The organism is Cellulomonas sp. HD19AZ1, assembly GCF_004535805.1.
GTDB lineage: Bacteria > Actinomycetota > Actinomycetes > Actinomycetales > Cellulomonadaceae > Cellulomonas > Cellulomonas iranensis.
This window is the reverse complement of sequence record NZ_SPHX01000002.1, coordinates 39,034-54,849: the sequence shown is the minus strand read 5'-3', so window position 1 is coordinate 54,849 and position 15,816 is coordinate 39,034. Positions and strand designations below refer to the sequence as shown.

Here is a 15,816-nt window from a genome sequence, read left to right as displayed (position 1 = left end):
CGCGCCCGTAGACTCCTGCGGTGCCCATGACGGACGACGACACCGCCCTGCCCGACGAGCGCCCGGACGGCGCCGCCCCGACGGCGGGCGCGACGGCCGCGCCGACGCCCGCCGCTGCCGCAGCGGTGGACCCGGCACGGCGCCGTCGTCTGCTGCGCGTGTTCGGTGCGCTCACCGCGGGTGTCCTGCTGGTCGACCAGCTCACCAAGGTGTGGGCGGTCGCGGCGCTGCGTCCGGGTGAGCGCACGCCGCTGCTCGGTGACGTGTTCGGGCTGCAGCTCGTGCGCAACGACGGCGCCGCGCTGTCGATCGCGAGCGGCATGACGTGGGTGCTGACGCTCGTCGCGGCGGCCGTCGTGGTCGTGATCGTGCGGGTGTCGCGCCGGCTCGGCTCGCCCGGCTGGGCCGTCGCGCTGGGCCTGCTGCTCGGCGGTGCGCTCGGCAACCTCGTCGACCGCATGGTCCGCGAGCCGGGGCCGCTGCACGGGCACGTCATCGACTTCCTCGCGTACTGGCGGCTGTTCATCGGCAACGTCGCAGACATCGCGATCGTGGTGGCGGCCGTCCTCGTCGTGTGGTTGACCGCGCGCGGGGTGCACGTCGACGGCACGCGCGACGGCGCGTCCGACGCGGCCGAGGACGGGACCGGTGCGGGGGACGCGGGCGACGGGCCCGCCGAGCCGGCCGGCCGGCCCGCTGCCGCCGTCGACGACGGTCCGGGCACGGCACCGGGCCGGGACGGTGCCGCGTGAGCGGCGTGCGGTCGCTGCCGGTCCCGGACGGCCTGGCCGGCGAGCGGGTCGACGCGGCCCTCGCGCGGCTGCTCGGGCTCTCGCGCACGCGCGCGGCGGACCTCGCGACGGACGGCGCCGTGCGGGTCGACGGCCGCGCGGTCGCCAAGTCGGACCGGCTGGTCGCGGGCACGTGGCTCGAGGTCGACCTCACCGAGCCCGCACCGGCGACGCCCGTGGTCGTGCCCGAGCCCGTGCCGGGCATGCGGATCGTGCACGACGACGACGACGTCGTGGTCGTCGACAAGCCCGTCGGCGTGGCCGCGCACCCGTCGCCGGGGTGGACGGGGCCGACGGTGGTCGGGGCGCTCGCGGCGGCCGGCTACCGGATCTCGACGTCCGGCTCGGCCGAGCGCCAGGGGATCGTGCACCGCCTCGACGCGGGCACGTCGGGCCTCATGGTCGTGGCGAAGAGCGAGCACGCGTACACGGTGCTCAAGCGCGCGTTCAAGGAGCGCACGGTCGAGAAGGTGTACCACGCGCTCGCGCAGGGCCACCCGTCGCCGACGACCGGCACGATCGACGCACCGATCGGCCGGCACCCGTCGTCGGACTGGAAGTTCGCGGTCGTCGCGGACGGCAAGCCGTCGGTGACGCACTACGAGGTGCTCGAGATGCTGCCAGGCGCGTCGCTCGTCGAGGTGCACCTCGAGACCGGGCGCACGCACCAGATCCGCGTGCACTTCGCGGCGCTGCGGCACAGCCTCGTGGGCGACCTCACGTACGGCGCGGACCCGGCGCTCGCGGCGCGCGTGGGCGTGCGGCGGCAGTGGCTGCACGCCGTCCGGCTGGGGTTCGAGCACCCGGGCACGGGGCAGTGGCTCGAGACGCGCAGCGAGTACCCCGACGACCTCGCGGCGGCGCTCGAGGCGTTGCGGGGCGCCTACTCCTGATCGGCACCCCTCGCCCGGCGGGCCGCGTCGGGGGCGTCGGTGGGGCGACGTAGGATCGCACGCATGGCTGCTGGAGGATCCCCGGACCCGTCCTTCGTCCACCTCCACGTGCACAGCGAGTACTCGATGCTCGACGGTGCCGCCCGCATCGGCGAGATGCTCGACGAGGCCGCGCGCCTCGGGCAGCAGGCGATGGCGATCACCGACCACGGGTACCTGTTCGGGGCGTTCGAGTTCTGGCAGAAGGCCACCGACCGGGGCGTGAAGCCGATCATCGGGGTCGAGGCGTACGTCACGCCGGGCACGAGCCGGTTCGACCAGAACCGCGTGCGGTGGGGCGAGGCGCACCAGGCCGCCGACGACGTGTCGGCGCGCGGCGCGTACACGCACATGACGCTGCTGAGCCGCACCACCGCGGGCATGCACAACCTGTTCCGGATGGGGTCGCTCGCGTCCGTCGAGGGGCAGATGGGCAAGTGGCCCCGCATGGACCGCGAGCTGCTGTCGCGCTACGCCGACGGCCTGATCGCGACCACGGGCTGCCCGTCGGGCGAGGTGCAGACGCGGCTGCGCCTGGGTCACTGGGACGAGGCCGTGCGCGCCGCGGGCGAGCTGCAGGACATCTTCGGCAAGGAGTTCTTCTACGTCGAGGTCATGGACCACGGGCTCGACATCGAGAAGCGCGTCATCAAGGACCTGCTGCGCGTCGCCGAGGCCATCGGGGCGCCGCTGGTCGCGACGAACGACCTGCACTACACGCGCGAGGAGGACGCCCACGCGCACGAGGTGCTGCTCGCCGTCCAGTCCGGGTCGACGCTCGACGAGCCGACCAGCGACAACGGCGGGTCGCGGTTCGCGTTCGGCGGCACGGGCTACTACGTGAAGTCCGCGGCCGAGATGCGCCGCACGTGGGCCGAGCTGCCCGAGGCGTGCGACAACACGCTGCTCATCGCCGAGCAGTGCGACGTGTCGTTCAACACCGGCGCGAACTACATGCCGCGGTTCCCCGTGCCCGCGGGGGAGAACGAGGACTCCTGGTTCGTCAAGGAGGTCCAGAACGGTCTGCTGCGGCGCTACTCCGGCTCGATCCCGGACGCGGTGCAGAAGCAGGCCGACTACGAGGTCGGCGTCATCACGCAGCTCGGGTTCTCGGGCTACTTCCTCGTGGTCGCGGACTTCATCAACTGGGCCAAGGCGCAGGGCATCCGCGTCGGGCCGGGCCGTGGCTCGGCCGCCGGCTCGATGGCGTCGTACGCGATGGGCATCACCGAGCTCGACCCGCTCGAGCACGGCCTGATCTTCGAGCGCTTCCTCAACCCCGAGCGCGTGTCCTGGCCCGACGTCGACGTCGACTTCGACGAGCGTCGGCGCGGCGAGGTCATCCGGTACGTCACCGAGAAGTACGGCGACGACCGGGTCTGCCAGATCGTCACCTACGGCACCATCAAGGCCAAGCAGGCGCTCAAGGACGCGTCGCGCGTGCTGGGCTTCCCGTTCGCGATGGGGGAGAAGCTCACCAAGGCGATGCCGCCGCCCGTCATGGGCAAGGACATCCCGCTGTCCGGCATGTACGACCCCGAGCACCCGCGGTACGCCGAGGCGGACGAGTTCCGCCAGGTCGTCGCGGCGGACCCCGAGGCGCAGCGCGTGCTCGAGACCGCGCGCGGCCTGGAGAACCTCAAGCGGCAGTGGGGCGTGCACGCGGCCGGCGTCATCATGTCGAGCGAGCCGCTGCTCGACATCATCCCGATCATGAAGCGCCCGCAGGACGGCGCGATCATCACGCAGTTCGACCAGCCGGCGTCCGAGGCGCTCGGGCTGATCAAGATGGACTTCCTGGGCCTGCGCAACCTCACGATCCTCGACGACGCGCTCGAGAACATCGTGATGAACGGCAAGGAGCCCATCGCGATCGAGGAGGTCCCCCTCGACGACCGCGCGACGTACGAGCTCCTGGGCCGCGGCGACACCCTGGGCGTGTTCCAGCTCGACGGCGGGCCGATGCGGTCGCTGCTGCGGCAGATGCGCCCCGACAACTTCGAGGACGTCTCGGCCGTCATCGCGCTGTACCGCCCCGGCCCGATGGGCATGAACTCGCACGTGAACTACGCGCTGCGCAAGAACGGGCTGCAGGAGATCGAGCCGATCCACCCCGAGCTCGTCGAGCCGCTCGAGGACGTGGTGGGCGTCACCCACGGCCTGATCGTCTACCAGGAGCAGGTGCAGCGCGCCGCGCAGAAGCTCGCCGGGTACTCGCTCGGCCAGGCCGACCTGCTGCGCCGCGCGATGGGCAAGAAGAAGAAGGAGGTCCTCGACAAGGAGTTCGTGCCCTTCCAGGCGGGCATGCGCGAGCGGGGCTACTCCGACGCGGCGATCCAGGCGGTGTGGGACGTGCTCGTCCCGTTCGCCGGGTACGCGTTCAACAAGGCGCACTCCGCGGCGTACGGCGTCGTGTCGTACTGGACGGCCTACCTCAAGGCGAACTACCCGACCGAGTACATGGCGGGCCTGCTCACGTCGGTGCGCGACGACAAGGACAAGTCGGCGCTGTACCTCGGCGAGTGCCGCCACATGGGCATCACGGTCCTGCCTCCCGACGTCAACTCGTCGTCGGCGAACTTCACGGCCGTCGGCGCCGACATCCGCTTCGGCCTCACCGCGGTCCGCAACGTCGGCGCCAACGTGGTCGACGCGATCGTCGCGGCGCGCGAGGAGAAGGGCGCGTTCACGTCGTTCACGGACTTCCTCGACAAGGTGCCGGCCGTCGTGTGCAACAAGCGGACGATCGAGTCGCTCATCAAGGCGGGCGCCTTCGACTCGCTCGGGCACGCGCGGCGTTCGCTGCTGCTGATCCACGAGCAGGCGGTCGACGCCGTCATCGACGTCAAGCGCAAGGAGGCGACGGGCCAGTTCGACCTGTTCGCCGAGCTGGGCGGCGACGAGGAGACCGGCAGCGGCATCGCCGTGACGATCCCCGACCTGCCCGACTGGGACAAGAAGCAGCGGCTCGCGTTCGAGCGCGAGATGCTCGGCCTGTACGTGTCCGACCACCCGCTGTCGGGTCTCGAGCACGTGCTGTCCGCGCAGGCCGACGTCTCGATCGCGACGCTCAACGCCGACGAGGCGCGCCCCGACGGGTCGACCGTCGTGGTGGCGGGGCTCGTGACGAGCCTGCAGCGCAAGATGTCCAAGCAGGGCAACCCGTGGGCCGCCGTGACGCTCGAGGACATGGAGGGCTCGGTCGAGATCATGTTCTTCGGCGAGACCTACCTCGCCTACTCGACCGTGCTCGCCGAGGACGCGGTGCTCGTGATCCGCGGGCGCGTGCGACGGCGCGACGACCAGATGCAGCTGCAGGCGATGGAGGTGACGATCCCCGACACGTCGGCTGTCGCCGACGCGCCCGTCGTGGTGTCGCTCGCCGAGTCGCGCTGCACGCCGCCCGTCGTCGAGCGGCTGCGGGAGGTGCTGTCGACGCACCCCGGCGTGACCGAGGTGCACCTGCGGCTCACGAGCCCCGGCCGCGCGGTCGTCATGCGGCTCGGCGACGGGTTCCGCGTCGAGCGCTCGCCGTCGCTGTACGGCGACCTCAAGGCGCTGCTCGGGCCGAGCTGCCTCGCGACGCCGGGGCAGGCGACGGTGGGGCTGGCCTCCTAGCGCGCGCGGGTCCGTGGCCGGTGCGCCGCCGCGGACCTGGCGCCCCCGGACCTGGCACCGCGCCCGCGGCGGAGGACGCCGTCGGTCGGTGCGCCGCGCTCAGTCCTCGTCGTCGAGCTCGACGACCGCCTGCAGCGGACCGCCCGGCAGGTCGACCTCGACGACGTCCCCGACCTGCAGCTGCCGGCCGCGGCGCGTCTCCGGCTCGCCGTTGACGGTCACGGCGTCGTCGTCGAGCAGCGCGCGGGCGTGCCCGCCGGTCTCGGCGAGCCCGACGAGCTTGAGGAACTGGCCGAGGCGGATGGGGTCGTCGCGCGTGCTCACGCGCCCAGTCTGGCAGGAGACGGCATACGTGCGACGACGGGCCGTGCGGGTCGCGGCCCCGGGGGCGGCACCCGGGTGCGAGGTGCGTCGCGGACGGACGGGAGCACGCGCGCCTCGCGGCCTAGAATCCGAGACGTGATCTCCCGCATCGACCTGCGCGGTCGGACCCTGTCGCGTCGTGAGCTGCTCGACGAGCTGCCCCGGGCCGAGCTCGACGTCGAGCACGCCGCGGCGGCCGTCGCGCCGATCCTCGAGCAGGTGCGCGCGCACGGCGCGGCCGCGCTGCGCGACCTGTCCGAGCGCTTCGACGGCGTGCGGCCGGTGCACGTGCGCGTGCCGGCCGAAGTCGTCGCGGCCGCGGTGGACGCGCTCGACCCGCGCGTGCGCGCGGCCCTCGAGGAGACGATCGTGCGGGTGCGTCGCGTGCACGCCGCGCAGCGACCCGCCGACTTCACGGTGGAGGTGGCCCCCGGTGCGCAGGTGCGCCAGCGCTGGCTGCCCGTGCGGCGCGTCGGCCTGTACGTGCCCGGCGGGCTCGCGGTGTACCCGTCGTCGGTGGTCATGAACGTCGTGGCGGCGCAGGAGGCGGGCGTCGAGTCGCTCGCGGTCGTGTCGCCGCCCCAGAAGGACCGCGACGGGCTGCCCGACCCGGTCGTGCTCGCGACGTGCGCGCTGCTCGGCGTCGACGAGGTCTACGCGGTCGGCGGCGCGCAGGCCGTCGCGATGCTCGCCTACGGCGCCGCCGGCTCGGAGGACGTCGACGGCGAGACGCTCTGCGAGCCGGTCGACGTCATCACCGGGCCCGGCAACGTCTACGTCGCGGCGGCCAAGCGCCTCGTGCGCGGTCTCGTCGGGATCGACGCCGAGGCCGGGCCGACCGAGATCGCGGTCCTCGCGGACGGCACGGCCGACGCCGTGCACGTCGCGGCCGACCTCGTGTCGCAGGCCGAGCACGACCCGCTCGCCGCGGCCGTGCTCGTCACGCCGTCGGTCGAGCTCGCGGGCGCGGTCGAGGCCAAGCTCGTCGACCGCGTCGAGGACACGGTGAACCGCGAGCGGGTCGCCACCGCGCTGCGCGGCTCGCAGTCGGCGATCGTGCTCGTCGACGACCTCGAGGCCGGGCTGGCCGTCGTCAACGCGTACGGCGCCGAGCACCTCGAGATCCAGACGGTCGACGCGGCCGCGTGGGCGGAGCGGGTCACGAGCGCCGGTGCGATCTTCGTCGGCCCCTGGTCGCCCGTGTCGCTTGGCGACTACATGGCCGGGTCCAACCACGTGCTGCCCACGGGCGGCTGCGCGCACTTCGCGAGCGGCCTGGGCGTGCACTCGTTCCTGCGTGCCGTCCAGGTGATCGAGTACGACGCCGACGCGCTCGCGGTCGTGGCCGACCGGGTCGTCGCGCTCGCGGACGCCGAGGGCCTGCCCGCGCACGGCGAGGCGGTCCGCGCGCGGTTCTGACGCGCGTCGGGCGTGCCGCTCGACGGTCGGACGGCCCGGCCGTCCGACGCAGCGCCCGGGTCAGCCGACGCCGAGCACGAACGGCAGCACCTGCTGCGCGCCCGCGCGCCGCAGCAGGCGGCCCGCGACCGTGAGCGTCCACCCCGTGTCGGTGCGGTCGTCCACGAGCAGCACGCGCCGCCCCGCGACCGCGGCGGCCACGTCGGGCGGCAGGTCGAGGTGGCGCAGCACGTCCGCGAGCCGCTGGGCGGAGTTCACGTCGTGCCGCGACGGCGTGCCCGTCGGCACGAGCGCGCCGACCAGCGGCACGCCCAGCAGCCGCGCCGTGCCGGCGGCGAGGTGCTCGACGAGCGCACCCCGGCTCTCGGACGCCACCGCGACGACCACGTCGACCTGCGGCGCCCATGCGTCGAGCACGGTGCGCACCGGCGGCCGCAGGTTCGCGGGCAGCTCGGCCGGGACCTGCTCGCGCAGCGCCTCGCGCAGCGGGCCGCCCCACCCGAGCGCGTCGAGGCGGCCGACCGCGCGCCCCTCCTCGACCTGCTCGTCGGCGGGGATGCGGCCCTTGAGGTCGAGGCCGAGCGACCCCAGGCCCGACGGCCACTGCCGCCGTGCCGTCACGGGCTCGCCCGGCACCGCGAGAAGCTCGCGCGCGTGCTCGACCGCCGACGTGTCCGGAACGGCGCCCACGCTCTCGCCGGTGCAGCGGTCGCACCGGTCGCAGCGCCAGCCGTCGGGCAGGTCCGGGTCGTCGAGCGCGGCCCGCAGGAACGCCATGCGGCAGCCCTCGGTCGCCTGGTAGTCGAGCATCGTGCGCTGCTCGGCGCGCCGTGCCGCCGTGACGCGCGCGTACCGCTCGCCGTCGTACGACCACGGCTGACCGGTCGACTCCCAGCCGCCCCGCACGCGCCGCACGGCGCCGTCGACGTCGAGCACCTTGAGCATGCCCTCGAGGCGGCTGCGCCGCAGGCTCACGAACGTCTCGAGGCCCGCGGTCGACAGCGTGCCGTGCGCGTCGAGCGCCGCGAGCGTCGCGCGCACCTGGTCCTCGGGCGGGAACGCGGTCGAGGCGAACCACTCCCAGATCGCCTGGTCGTCGTGGCCCGGCAGCAGCACCACGTCGGCCCGCTCGGTCGCGCGACCCGCGCGGCCCACCTGCTGGTAGTACGCGATCGGCGACGAGGGCGCGCCGACGTGCACGACGAAGCCGAGGTCGGGCTTGTCGTACCCCATGCCGAGCGCCGACGTCGCGACGAGCGCCTTGACCCGGTTGGCGAGCAGGTCGGCCTCGGCCTGCTCGCGCTCGGTCGGGTCGGTCTGCCCGGTGTACGCGCGCACGTCGAGCCCCGCGGCCCGCAGGTGCTCGGTGACCTGCTCGACCGCCGCGATCGTCAGGCAGTAGACGATGCCGGACCCCTGCAGCGCCGGGAGCGTCGCCGCGAGCCAGGCCAGGCGCGTCGCGACGTCGGGCAGCGTGGTCACCTGCAGGCGCAGGCTCGGGCGGTCGAGCGTGCCGCGCAGCACGAGCGCACCCGCGTCGTCGTCGCCGACCGCGAGCTGCTCGGCGACGTCGGCCGTCACGCGCGCGTTCGCGGTCGCGGTCGTCGCGAGCACCGGCACGCCGTGCGGCAGGTCGGCCAGGAGCGTGCGGATGCGGCGGTAGTCGGGGCGGAAGTCGTGCCCCCAGTCCGACACGCAGTGCGCCTCGTCGACCACCACGAGACCGGCGTCGGAGGCGAGCCGCGGCAGCACCTCGTCGCGGAAGCCCGGGTTGTTGAGGCGCTCGGGGGAGACGAGCAGCACGTCGACCTCGCCCGCCGCGATGCGCGCGTGCACGTCGTCCCAGTCCTGCTGGTTCGCCGAGTTCAGCGTCTCGGCCGCGATGCCCGCGCGGCGCGCCGCCTCGACCTGGTTGCGCATGAGCGCGAGCAGCGGCGACACGATGATCGTCGCGCCGCGCGGCGGACCGGCCGCGCCGCGGCGCAGCAGCGCGGTCGCGACGAAGTAGACGGCCGACTTGCCCCACCCCGTGCGCTGCACGACGAGCACGCGACGCCGGTCGGCGACGAGCGCCTCGACGGCTTGCCACTGGTCCTCGTGCAGGCGCGCGTCGGGCCGCCCGACCAGCGCACGCAGCACGTCCTCGGCCTGCGCGCGCAGCGCGGTGCGGTCGACGGCGGCGGGGTCGGCGTGGGTCGGCATGACCGGCAGCGTACGTGCGTGCACCCACACCGCCCGCTGGGTGGGCGGGGCCGCGGGTGCGCCGCGCACGGTCCCTACACTCGGGGCGTGACCGTCTCGTCCGACCTCCCGCCCGACCCGTCGACCGTCCCCTCGACCGACCCGTCGACGGGCGGCGCGGCCGGCGCCCCCGGCGCGGTGCTGCCGCTGCGCCCCGAGCTCGCGGGCCTCGAGCCCTACGGCGCGCCGCAGCTCGACGTGCCCGTGCTGCTCAACGTCAACGAGAACCCGTACGCACCGTCGGAGCAGGTCGTCGCCGACGTCGCCGCGGCCGTCGCGCAGGCCGCGCGCGGGCTCAACCGGTACCCCGACCGCGACTTCGCGGACCTGCGGGCCGACCTCGCCGCGTACCTGCTCGCCGAGTCCGGCGTCGCGCTCACGCCGGCCCAGGTGTGGGCCGCCAACGGCTCCAACGAGATCATGCTGCACGTGCTGCAGGCGTTCGGCGGCCCGGGGCGCACGGCGCTGTCGTTCGCGCCGACGTACTCGATGTACCCCGAGTACGCGCGCGACACCTCGACCCGGTGGGTCGTGGGGCGACGCGCGGAGGACTTCACGCTCGACCCCGAGCACGCGCGCGCGACGATCGCCGAGCACGCCCCCAGCGTCGTGCTGCTGGCGAGCCCCAACAACCCCACGGGCACCGCGCTGCCCGCCGCCACCGTGCGCGCGGTCCTCGACGCGGCGGCGCGCGTGCCCGGCGGCTGCGTGGTCGTCGTCGACGAGGCGTACGGCGAGTTCCGGCGTGCCGGCACGCCGTCGGCGCTCGAGCTGCTGGCGGAGCACCCGCACCTCGCGGTGAGCCGCACGATGTCGAAGGCGTTCGGCCTCGCCGGCGCCCGCGTGGGCTACCTGGCGGCCGCGCCCGCGCTCGTCGACGCGCTGCGGGTCGTGCGCCTGCCGTACCACCTGTCGGCCGTGACGCAGGCCGTCGCGCGCGCCGCGCTCGCGCACGCGCCCGAGCTCATGGCGCAGGTCGGCTCGCTGCGCGACGAGCGCGACGCGCTCGTCGCGTGGCTGCGCGGCCGCGGGTTCGAGGCGGCCGACTCGGACGCCAACTTCGTGCTGTTCGGCCGGTTCGACGACCGCGACGCGGTCTGGCAGGGTCTGCTCGACCGGGGCGTGCTCGTGCGCGTCACGGGCCCCGAGGGGTGGCTGCGGGTGTCGGTCGGCACCCCGGCGGAGACGGCGGCGTTCACGGACGCCCTGGTGGAGGTGACGGGACGATGAGCGGGGAGCCCAGCGGGACGGGCCGTCGCACGGCGCGCGTCGAGCGCGGCACGAGCGAGTCGAGCGTCGTGGTCGAGCTCGACCTCGACGGCACGGGACGCACGCAGATCGACACGGGCGTGCCGTTCTACGACCACATGCTCACGGCGCTCGGCAAGCACTCGCTGATCGACCTCACCGTGCGCGCGCAGGGCGACACGCACATCGACGCGCACCACACGGTCGAGGACACCGCGATCGTGCTGGGGCAGGCGCTGCGCGAGGCGCTGGGCGACAAGCGCGGCATCGTGCGCTACGGCGACGCGACCGTGCCGCTCGACGAGGCGCTCGCGCACGCGGTCGTCGACGTCTCCGGCCGGCCGTACTTCGTGCACTCGGGCGAGCCCGAGGGGCAGCAGTACCACCTCATCGGCGGCCACTTCACGGGCTCGCTCACGGCGCACGTGCTCGAGTCGATCGCGCACCACGCGGCGTTCACGGTGCACGTGCGCGTGCTCGCGGGCCGCGACCCGCACCACATCGTCGAGGCGCAGTTCAAGGCGCTCGCGCGCGCGCTGCGCACCGCGGTCGCGCTCGACCCGCGGGTGGACGGCGTGCCGTCCACCAAGGGGGCCCTGTGAGCGGCACGGACGACCTCGACGGCGTCGAGGTCCCCGACGACCTGTCGTCCCTGACGGCCGAGCAGCCGCCGACCGTCGCCGTGGTCGTCACGCAGGTGGCGGTCGCCGACGCGCTCGCGGCGGCGTGCTCGCTCGCCAAGGTCGACGTCGACGCCGTGCCCTCGCCGATCGGCGCGCTCGCGGTGGTCCGCGACCCGGCGGCCGGCTCGGAGGCGGCCGGTGCCGTGTCGCGGCTGCTGCGGCAGGTGCCGGTGGTCCTGCTCGAGCGGCGCGAGGGCAAGATCGCCGCGTCGCAGTGGGTCGGCGGTGCGCGCGAGAAGGACCTGCCGGCAGGACTCGTGCTGTCCGGCGCGCCCCCGGTGCTCGAGGACCTGCTGCTCGGCGACGTGCCGGTGGGCGAGCTCGAGGGTGTCGTGACGTCGGTCGGGCTGTCGCGGTGGAAGGCCATGCGCATGCTGGCGGCGCACCGCCGCTGACGCGCCGGCGCGGCGCGTCGGCCCGACGTCCGCCCGACGGACGCCCGACGGGCGCCGACCGGGGCGCGGGTAGCCTGTCCGGGTGTCTCCTCGCGTCGTCGTCCTCGACTACGGTTTCGGCAACGTGCGCTCCGCCGTCCGGGCCCTCGCCCGCGTCGGCGCCGACGTCGAGCTGACCGCCGACAAGCAGGCCGCGCTCGAGGCCGACGGGCTCGTGGTCCCCGGCGTCGGCGCGTTCGCGGCCGTCATGGCCGGTCTGCGCGCCGTGGGCGGCGACCAGATCGTCGACCGCCGACTCGCGGGCGGACGTCCCGTGCTCGGCATCTGCGTCGGCATGCAGGTGATGTTCGGCGAGGGCGTCGAGCACGGCGTGCGCACCGACGGCCTGGGCGAGTGGCCCGGCGTCGTCGACCGCCTCGAGGCCGACGTCGTGCCCCACATGGGCTGGGCGACGGTCGACGCCCCCGCGGGCTCGGTGCTGTTCGACGGGCTCGCCGACGAGCGCTTCTACTTCGTGCACTCCTACGCGGCGCGCACCTTCCCGCTGCACGACGCGCCGGCCGCAGGCGAGCACCCGCTCCCGCCGCCGCTCGTCACGTGGTCCGACCACGGCGGGCGCTTCGTCGCCGCGGTCGAGAACGGGCCGTTGTCGGCCACCCAGTTCCACCCCGAGAAGTCCGGCGACGCCGGCGCGCAGCTGCTGTCCCACTGGGTCGGCTCGCTGCGCTGAGCACCGCCCGCACCCGCCTCCGGCGCGCGCGGACCCCACCCGGAGAGGACCCATGACACCCACGCGTGAGCCCCGGCTCGAGCTGCTGCCCGCCGTCGACGTCGCGAACGGCCAGGCCGTGCGCCTCGTGCAGGGCGAGGCCGGTTCGGAGACGTCGTACGGCGACCCGCTGTCCGCGGCGCTCGACTGGTACGCGGGCGGTGCCGAGTGGATCCACCTCGTCGACCTCGACGCCGCCTTCGGGCGCGGCACCAACGCGGTGCTGCTGGGCAAGGTCGCGGCCGAGCTCGCCGCCAAGGGGGTCAAGGTCGAGCTGTCGGGCGGGATCCGCGACGACGCGTCGCTCGAGCGTGCGCTGGCGACGGGTGCGACGCGCGTCAACCTGGGCACGGCCGCGCTCGAGGACCCCGAGTGGACCGCGCGGGTCATCGCGTCGCACGGCGACCAGATCGCCGTCGGTCTCGACGTGCGCGGCACGACGCTCGCGGCCCGCGGCTGGACGCAGGAGGGCGGCGACCTGTGGGAGGTGCTCGCGCGCCTCGACGACGCGGGCTGCGCGCGGTACGTCGTCACCGACGTCACCAAGGACGGCACGCTGCGCGGCCCGAACCTCGACCTGCTGCGCGAGGTGTGCGCGCGCACGTCGGCGCCGGTCGTGGCGTCGGGCGGCGTCTCGAGCCTCGAGGACGTCGCGGCGCTGCGCACGCTCGTGCCGGCGGGCGTCGAGGGCGCGATCGTCGGCAAGGCGCTGTACGCGGGTGCGTTCACGCTGCCGCAGGCGCTGGACGTCGCCGGGCGCCCGTGACCGGCCGCGCGCTGCCGCCGTCGTCACCGTTCGCGGGCGACGACGGCTCGGCCGACCCCGCGCTCACGGCGACGCTCGCACGGTACGCCGACGGCGGCGCCGAGCTCGCGGACGTCGTGGCCGCGCTCGCGCCGACGCGCGTGCTCGTGCCCGTGCTGGCCGAGCTCGAGGTCGAGGGCGTCGTCGAGCACGACGGCCACGCCCACACCGTCGACAAGGAGGCGTCGGCCGGCGTCGTCGCGCTGCGCACGCCCGACGGCCGCACGGCGCTGCCCGTCTTCACGGGCGTCGCGGCGATGACCCGCTGGCGCGCCGACGCGCGCCCGGTGCCGTCCGACGTCGCGCGCGCCGCGCTCTCGGCCGTCACCGAGGGCTGGGAGGTCATGGTCCTCGACGCGGGCGGACCGGTCACCGCGGTGCTGCCGCGCACGGCCGTCTACGCGCTCGCGCAGGGTCATCCGTGGCGCCCGGCGGTGCGCGCGGGCCGGGTCGACGACGCCGTCCGCGCCGCGGTGCGCGACGCCGTGGCCGGCGTGCGCCTCGTCGCGGGCGCCGACGCGGTGCCCGGGACGCGCGCCGAGGTCGCCGTCGAGCTCGCGGTGCTGCCCGGTCTCGACCGCGCCGCGCTCGACCGCGTGCTCGGTCAGGTCAACGCGGCGCTCGCGCAGCACCCCGACGTCGCCGCGCGCGTCGACTCGCTCGAGCTGCGGGTCCGCACGGCCTGAGCGGCCTCGCCCGCGGCGGGTCGTCCCAGCGGACGCCGGCGGGTCGTCTCAGCGACGCCGCAGCGCCCACGCGAGCGCGAACGCGCACCCGACGACCGCGCCCACGAGCTGCCCGCCGAGGATCACGCGGTTGAGGTCGAGCGCCGGGTGCCAGTGCGCACCGTCGTCGTCGACGACGAACACGCCGACCGCCTTGACGTGCGTGCCGAACGCGCCCGCACCGGCGTCGCCGGTGCCGTACGGCCCGGCGCCGCGGTCGTCGTCGCGCCGCGGGCCGCGCACACCGCCGTCCCCGGTCGCGGTCGCCGTCCCCACGGCGCCCGTGACGCGCGCGACGGGCACGACGAGCGCACCGTCCCGCTCGTACGGCTCGCCGAACACGCGGCGGACCGTGAACGTGTCGTCGGCGGAGCGCGTCAGCGCGGCGGGGTCGAGGCGGTGGTCACCCATGTCGTGCGTCCTCTCGGTGGGGTCACCCGCACGCGGGTGCGGGTGCGAAGGCCGTCTCGTCGGCCAGCAGGTCGCGCAGCGTGCTCACGGGCACGAGGAAGCTCATGTCGTCGGCGTTCTTGGCGTACACCACGCCGATGACGCGTCCCTCGGCGTCGAGCGCCGCCGACCCGGACGACCCGGGCTCGACGGGCGCGTCGGTCACGAGCACCTCGCCCAGGTTCTCGTTGAGGGGGTCCGTGACCGCACCCACGACGCGGCCGTCGGTCACCGTCAGCTGACGCCCCAGCGGGTACCCGACGACCGTCACGGGGTCGCCCACGGCCGGGTCCGCGTCGGCGAGCACGGGTGCGGCGGGCAGCGCGTCGACCGTCCGCACGACCGCGAGGTCCGCGAGGGCGGCCGTGCTCGCGGCCTCGGCGGTGACGTCCCGGCCGTCGTACGTGCTGAGCTCGAGCTCGGCGGAGTCCGCGACGACGTGCCGGTTCGTCACGAGCGTGTGCTCGTCCACCGCGAACCCCGACCCGGTCGACAGCGCCCCGCACCCGATGTTCCGGATGCGCACGGCCATGCGCTGCGCGGCGTCGAAGCCGTCGGGCGACAGCTGCGAACCGTCCGCGCTCGCGGACGGCGCGGGCGCGCTGCTCGGGACGACGCTGCCCGGCACGGGCGGCGCGGGCTGCGGCAGCGCCGCGCACCCGGCCAGCGCGAGCACGCCCACGAGCGTCGCCGCGCCCACGCGGCGGCTCACCGCGCGAGCTCCCGCTGCAGCGCCGCGTTCGCGTCGGTCGCCGCGCCGCACACGCGCTCGACGTCCGCGCGGAACCGCGCGAGGTCGTCCGCGTCGTAGCGCGACGTGTCGCCGAGGTACTCGATGAGGCGCTTCTGACCGTCGATGCAGTTCGTCAGCGCCGTCGCGACGTCGCCCGCCGCGCGCGAGACGCGCGTCTGGTAGTCGGCGAGCTGCTGCTGCGCGGCCGTCGTGTCGCCGAGCTGCGCCTTCTCGTCCGCGAGCTCGGTGATGCGGGTCTGCGCCGTCGCGAGCTGGCCGCGGGTCGCCTCGAGCTCGGACGACGTCGCCTCGAGGTCGGCCTGCGTCTGCGCGACCTGCGCACCGTGCTCGCGCGCGAGCGCCTCCCAGTCCGCCGCGGCGTCGCGCCACGAGTCGCTCGTGCGCCACAGGTACGTGCCGAGCACGCCCGCGCCGACCAGCGTGAGCACCAGCAGCACCGCGAGGACCGCGACCGCGGGGCGCCGGCGCCGCGCGGGCGGGGGAGCGTCCGTGGGTGCCGGCTGCGGGCTCGGCGCCGCGGCCGGCCAGCCGCCCGGCGGCACCGACGGCGGGACGGCAGGGGGCTGGGGTCCGGGGGAGGGGACGGGTCCGCTCGGGCCGCTCATCGCCCCAGGATAGGCGTG

General features: G+C 75.2%; 15 protein-coding genes. 10 read left to right on the top strand and 5 right to left on the bottom strand.

Going from position 1 to position 15,816, the window contains the following annotated elements; genetic code table 11:
- Positions 1–26: 26 nt before the first annotated feature.
- From lspA to dnaE, 3 genes are all read left to right on the top strand, one after another.
- Complete coding sequence (gene lspA / locus E4A51_RS03810) at positions 27–752, top strand: signal peptidase II (protein WP_134851166.1); 726 nt, start codon at positions 27–29, stop codon at positions 750–752.
- Positions 749–1,684 carry an RluA family pseudouridine synthase gene (locus E4A51_RS03805; protein ID WP_070320368.1) on the top strand — a complete coding sequence of 312 codons (936 nt, stop codon included), beginning with the start codon at positions 749–751 and terminating at the stop codon, positions 1,682–1,684. The genes lspA and E4A51_RS03805 overlap by 4 nt, the downstream gene beginning before the upstream one ends.
- Positions 1,685–1,747: 63 nt before the next feature.
- A complete protein-coding gene (gene dnaE / locus E4A51_RS03800) occupies positions 1,748–5,341 on the top strand; it encodes a DNA polymerase III subunit alpha (RefSeq protein WP_046528191.1) in 3,594 nt (1,197 codons plus the stop codon).
- Positions 5,342–5,440: 99 nt separating this feature from the next.
- Here the strand turns inward: dnaE and E4A51_RS03795 are convergent, their stop codons facing one another.
- Complete coding sequence (locus E4A51_RS03795) at positions 5,441–5,665, bottom strand: RNA-binding S4 domain-containing protein (protein WP_046528192.1); 225 nt, start codon at positions 5,663–5,665, stop codon at positions 5,441–5,443.
- 135 nt (positions 5,666–5,800) lie between these two features.
- On the opposite strand from E4A51_RS03795, the gene hisD reads away from it, so the two are divergent.
- The gene (hisD, locus tag E4A51_RS03790) at positions 5,801–7,123 is read left to right on the top strand and encodes a histidinol dehydrogenase (RefSeq protein WP_070320370.1); all 1,323 of its coding nucleotides are present in this window, start codon (positions 5,801–5,803) and stop codon (positions 7,121–7,123) included.
- Positions 7,124–7,183: 60 nt separating this feature from the next.
- On the opposite strand, the gene E4A51_RS03785 is transcribed toward hisD, so the two are convergent.
- The gene (locus E4A51_RS03785) at positions 7,184–9,325 is read right to left on the bottom strand and encodes a RecQ family ATP-dependent DNA helicase (RefSeq protein ID WP_167748819.1); all 2,142 of its coding nucleotides are present in this window, start codon (positions 9,323–9,325) and stop codon (positions 7,184–7,186) included.
- Positions 9,326–9,502: 177 nt separating this feature from the next.
- On the opposite strand from E4A51_RS03785, the gene E4A51_RS03780 reads away from it, so the two are divergent.
- The 6 genes from E4A51_RS03780 (at position 9,503) to E4A51_RS03755 (ending at position 13,950) form a co-directional block, all read left to right on the top strand.
- Positions 9,503–10,594, top strand: coding sequence for a histidinol-phosphate transaminase (locus E4A51_RS03780; protein ID WP_046530473.1), 1,092 nt, complete (start codon positions 9,503–9,505; stop codon positions 10,592–10,594).
- Positions 10,591–11,214, top strand: a complete 624-nt coding sequence (gene hisB, locus E4A51_RS03775; RefSeq protein WP_070320371.1) for an imidazoleglycerol-phosphate dehydratase HisB — start codon at positions 10,591–10,593, stop codon at positions 11,212–11,214. The genes E4A51_RS03780 and hisB overlap by 4 nt, the downstream gene beginning before the upstream one ends.
- Positions 11,211–11,690: a hypothetical protein gene (locus E4A51_RS03770; protein WP_070320372.1), complete on the top strand. Its 480-nt coding sequence runs from the start codon at positions 11,211–11,213 to the stop codon at positions 11,688–11,690. Before hisB ends, E4A51_RS03770 begins: the two co-directional genes overlap by 4 nt.
- An 82-nt stretch (positions 11,691–11,772) precedes the next feature.
- Complete coding sequence (hisH, locus tag E4A51_RS03765) at positions 11,773–12,420, top strand: imidazole glycerol phosphate synthase subunit HisH (RefSeq protein WP_070320373.1); 648 nt, start codon at positions 11,773–11,775, stop codon at positions 12,418–12,420.
- Between the two features lie 52 nt (positions 12,421–12,472).
- Positions 12,473–13,225, top strand: coding sequence for a bifunctional 1-(5-phosphoribosyl)-5-((5-phosphoribosylamino)methylideneamino)imidazole-4-carboxamide isomerase/phosphoribosylanthranilate isomerase PriA (priA, locus tag E4A51_RS03760; protein ID WP_070320374.1), 753 nt, complete (start codon positions 12,473–12,475; stop codon positions 13,223–13,225).
- Entirely contained in the window at positions 13,222–13,950 is a 729-nt protein-coding gene (locus E4A51_RS03755; RefSeq protein ID WP_134850932.1) for an SseB family protein, read from the top strand. Before priA ends, E4A51_RS03755 begins: the two co-directional genes overlap by 4 nt.
- A 48-nt stretch (positions 13,951–13,998) precedes the next feature.
- On the opposite strand, the gene E4A51_RS03750 is transcribed toward E4A51_RS03755, so the two are convergent.
- From E4A51_RS03750 to E4A51_RS03740, 3 genes are read right to left on the bottom strand one after another with little or no spacing between them, the layout of a single operon-like run.
- Complete coding sequence (locus E4A51_RS03750) at positions 13,999–14,400, bottom strand: hypothetical protein (RefSeq protein WP_070320376.1); 402 nt, start codon at positions 14,398–14,400, stop codon at positions 13,999–14,001.
- A 22-nt stretch (positions 14,401–14,422) separates the two neighbouring features.
- Entirely contained in the window at positions 14,423–15,151 is a 729-nt protein-coding gene (locus E4A51_RS03745; RefSeq protein ID WP_070320377.1) for a S1C family serine protease, read from the bottom strand.
- Entirely contained in the window at positions 15,148–15,798 is a 651-nt protein-coding gene (locus E4A51_RS03740) for a hypothetical protein (RefSeq protein ID WP_087509905.1), read from the bottom strand. The genes E4A51_RS03745 and E4A51_RS03740 overlap by 4 nt, the downstream gene beginning before the upstream one ends.
- Between the last annotated feature and the right edge of the window lie 18 nt (positions 15,799–15,816).

Bases quoted from the DNA above. Each gene is read 5' to 3' on its own strand.
- lspA (WP_134851166.1), top strand. From the start codon at position 27: ATGACGGACGACGACACCGCCCTGCCCGACGAGCGCCCGGACGGCGCC.
- dnaE (WP_046528191.1), top strand. From the start codon at position 1,748: ATGGCTGCTGGAGGATCCCCGGACCCGTCCTTCGTCCACCTCCACGTG.
- E4A51_RS03785 (WP_167748819.1), bottom strand. From the start codon at position 9,325: ATGCCGACCCACGCCGACCCCGCCGCCGTCGACCGCACCGCGCTGCGC.
- hisB (WP_070320371.1), top strand. From the start codon at position 10,591: ATGAGCGGGGAGCCCAGCGGGACGGGCCGTCGCACGGCGCGCGTCGAG.
- priA (WP_070320374.1), top strand. From the start codon at position 12,473: ATGACACCCACGCGTGAGCCCCGGCTCGAGCTGCTGCCCGCCGTCGAC.
- E4A51_RS03750 (WP_070320376.1), bottom strand. From the start codon at position 14,400: ATGGGTGACCACCGCCTCGACCCCGCCGCGCTGACGCGCTCCGCCGAC.
- E4A51_RS03740 (WP_087509905.1), bottom strand. From the start codon at position 15,798: ATGAGCGGCCCGAGCGGACCCGTCCCCTCCCCCGGACCCCAGCCCCCT.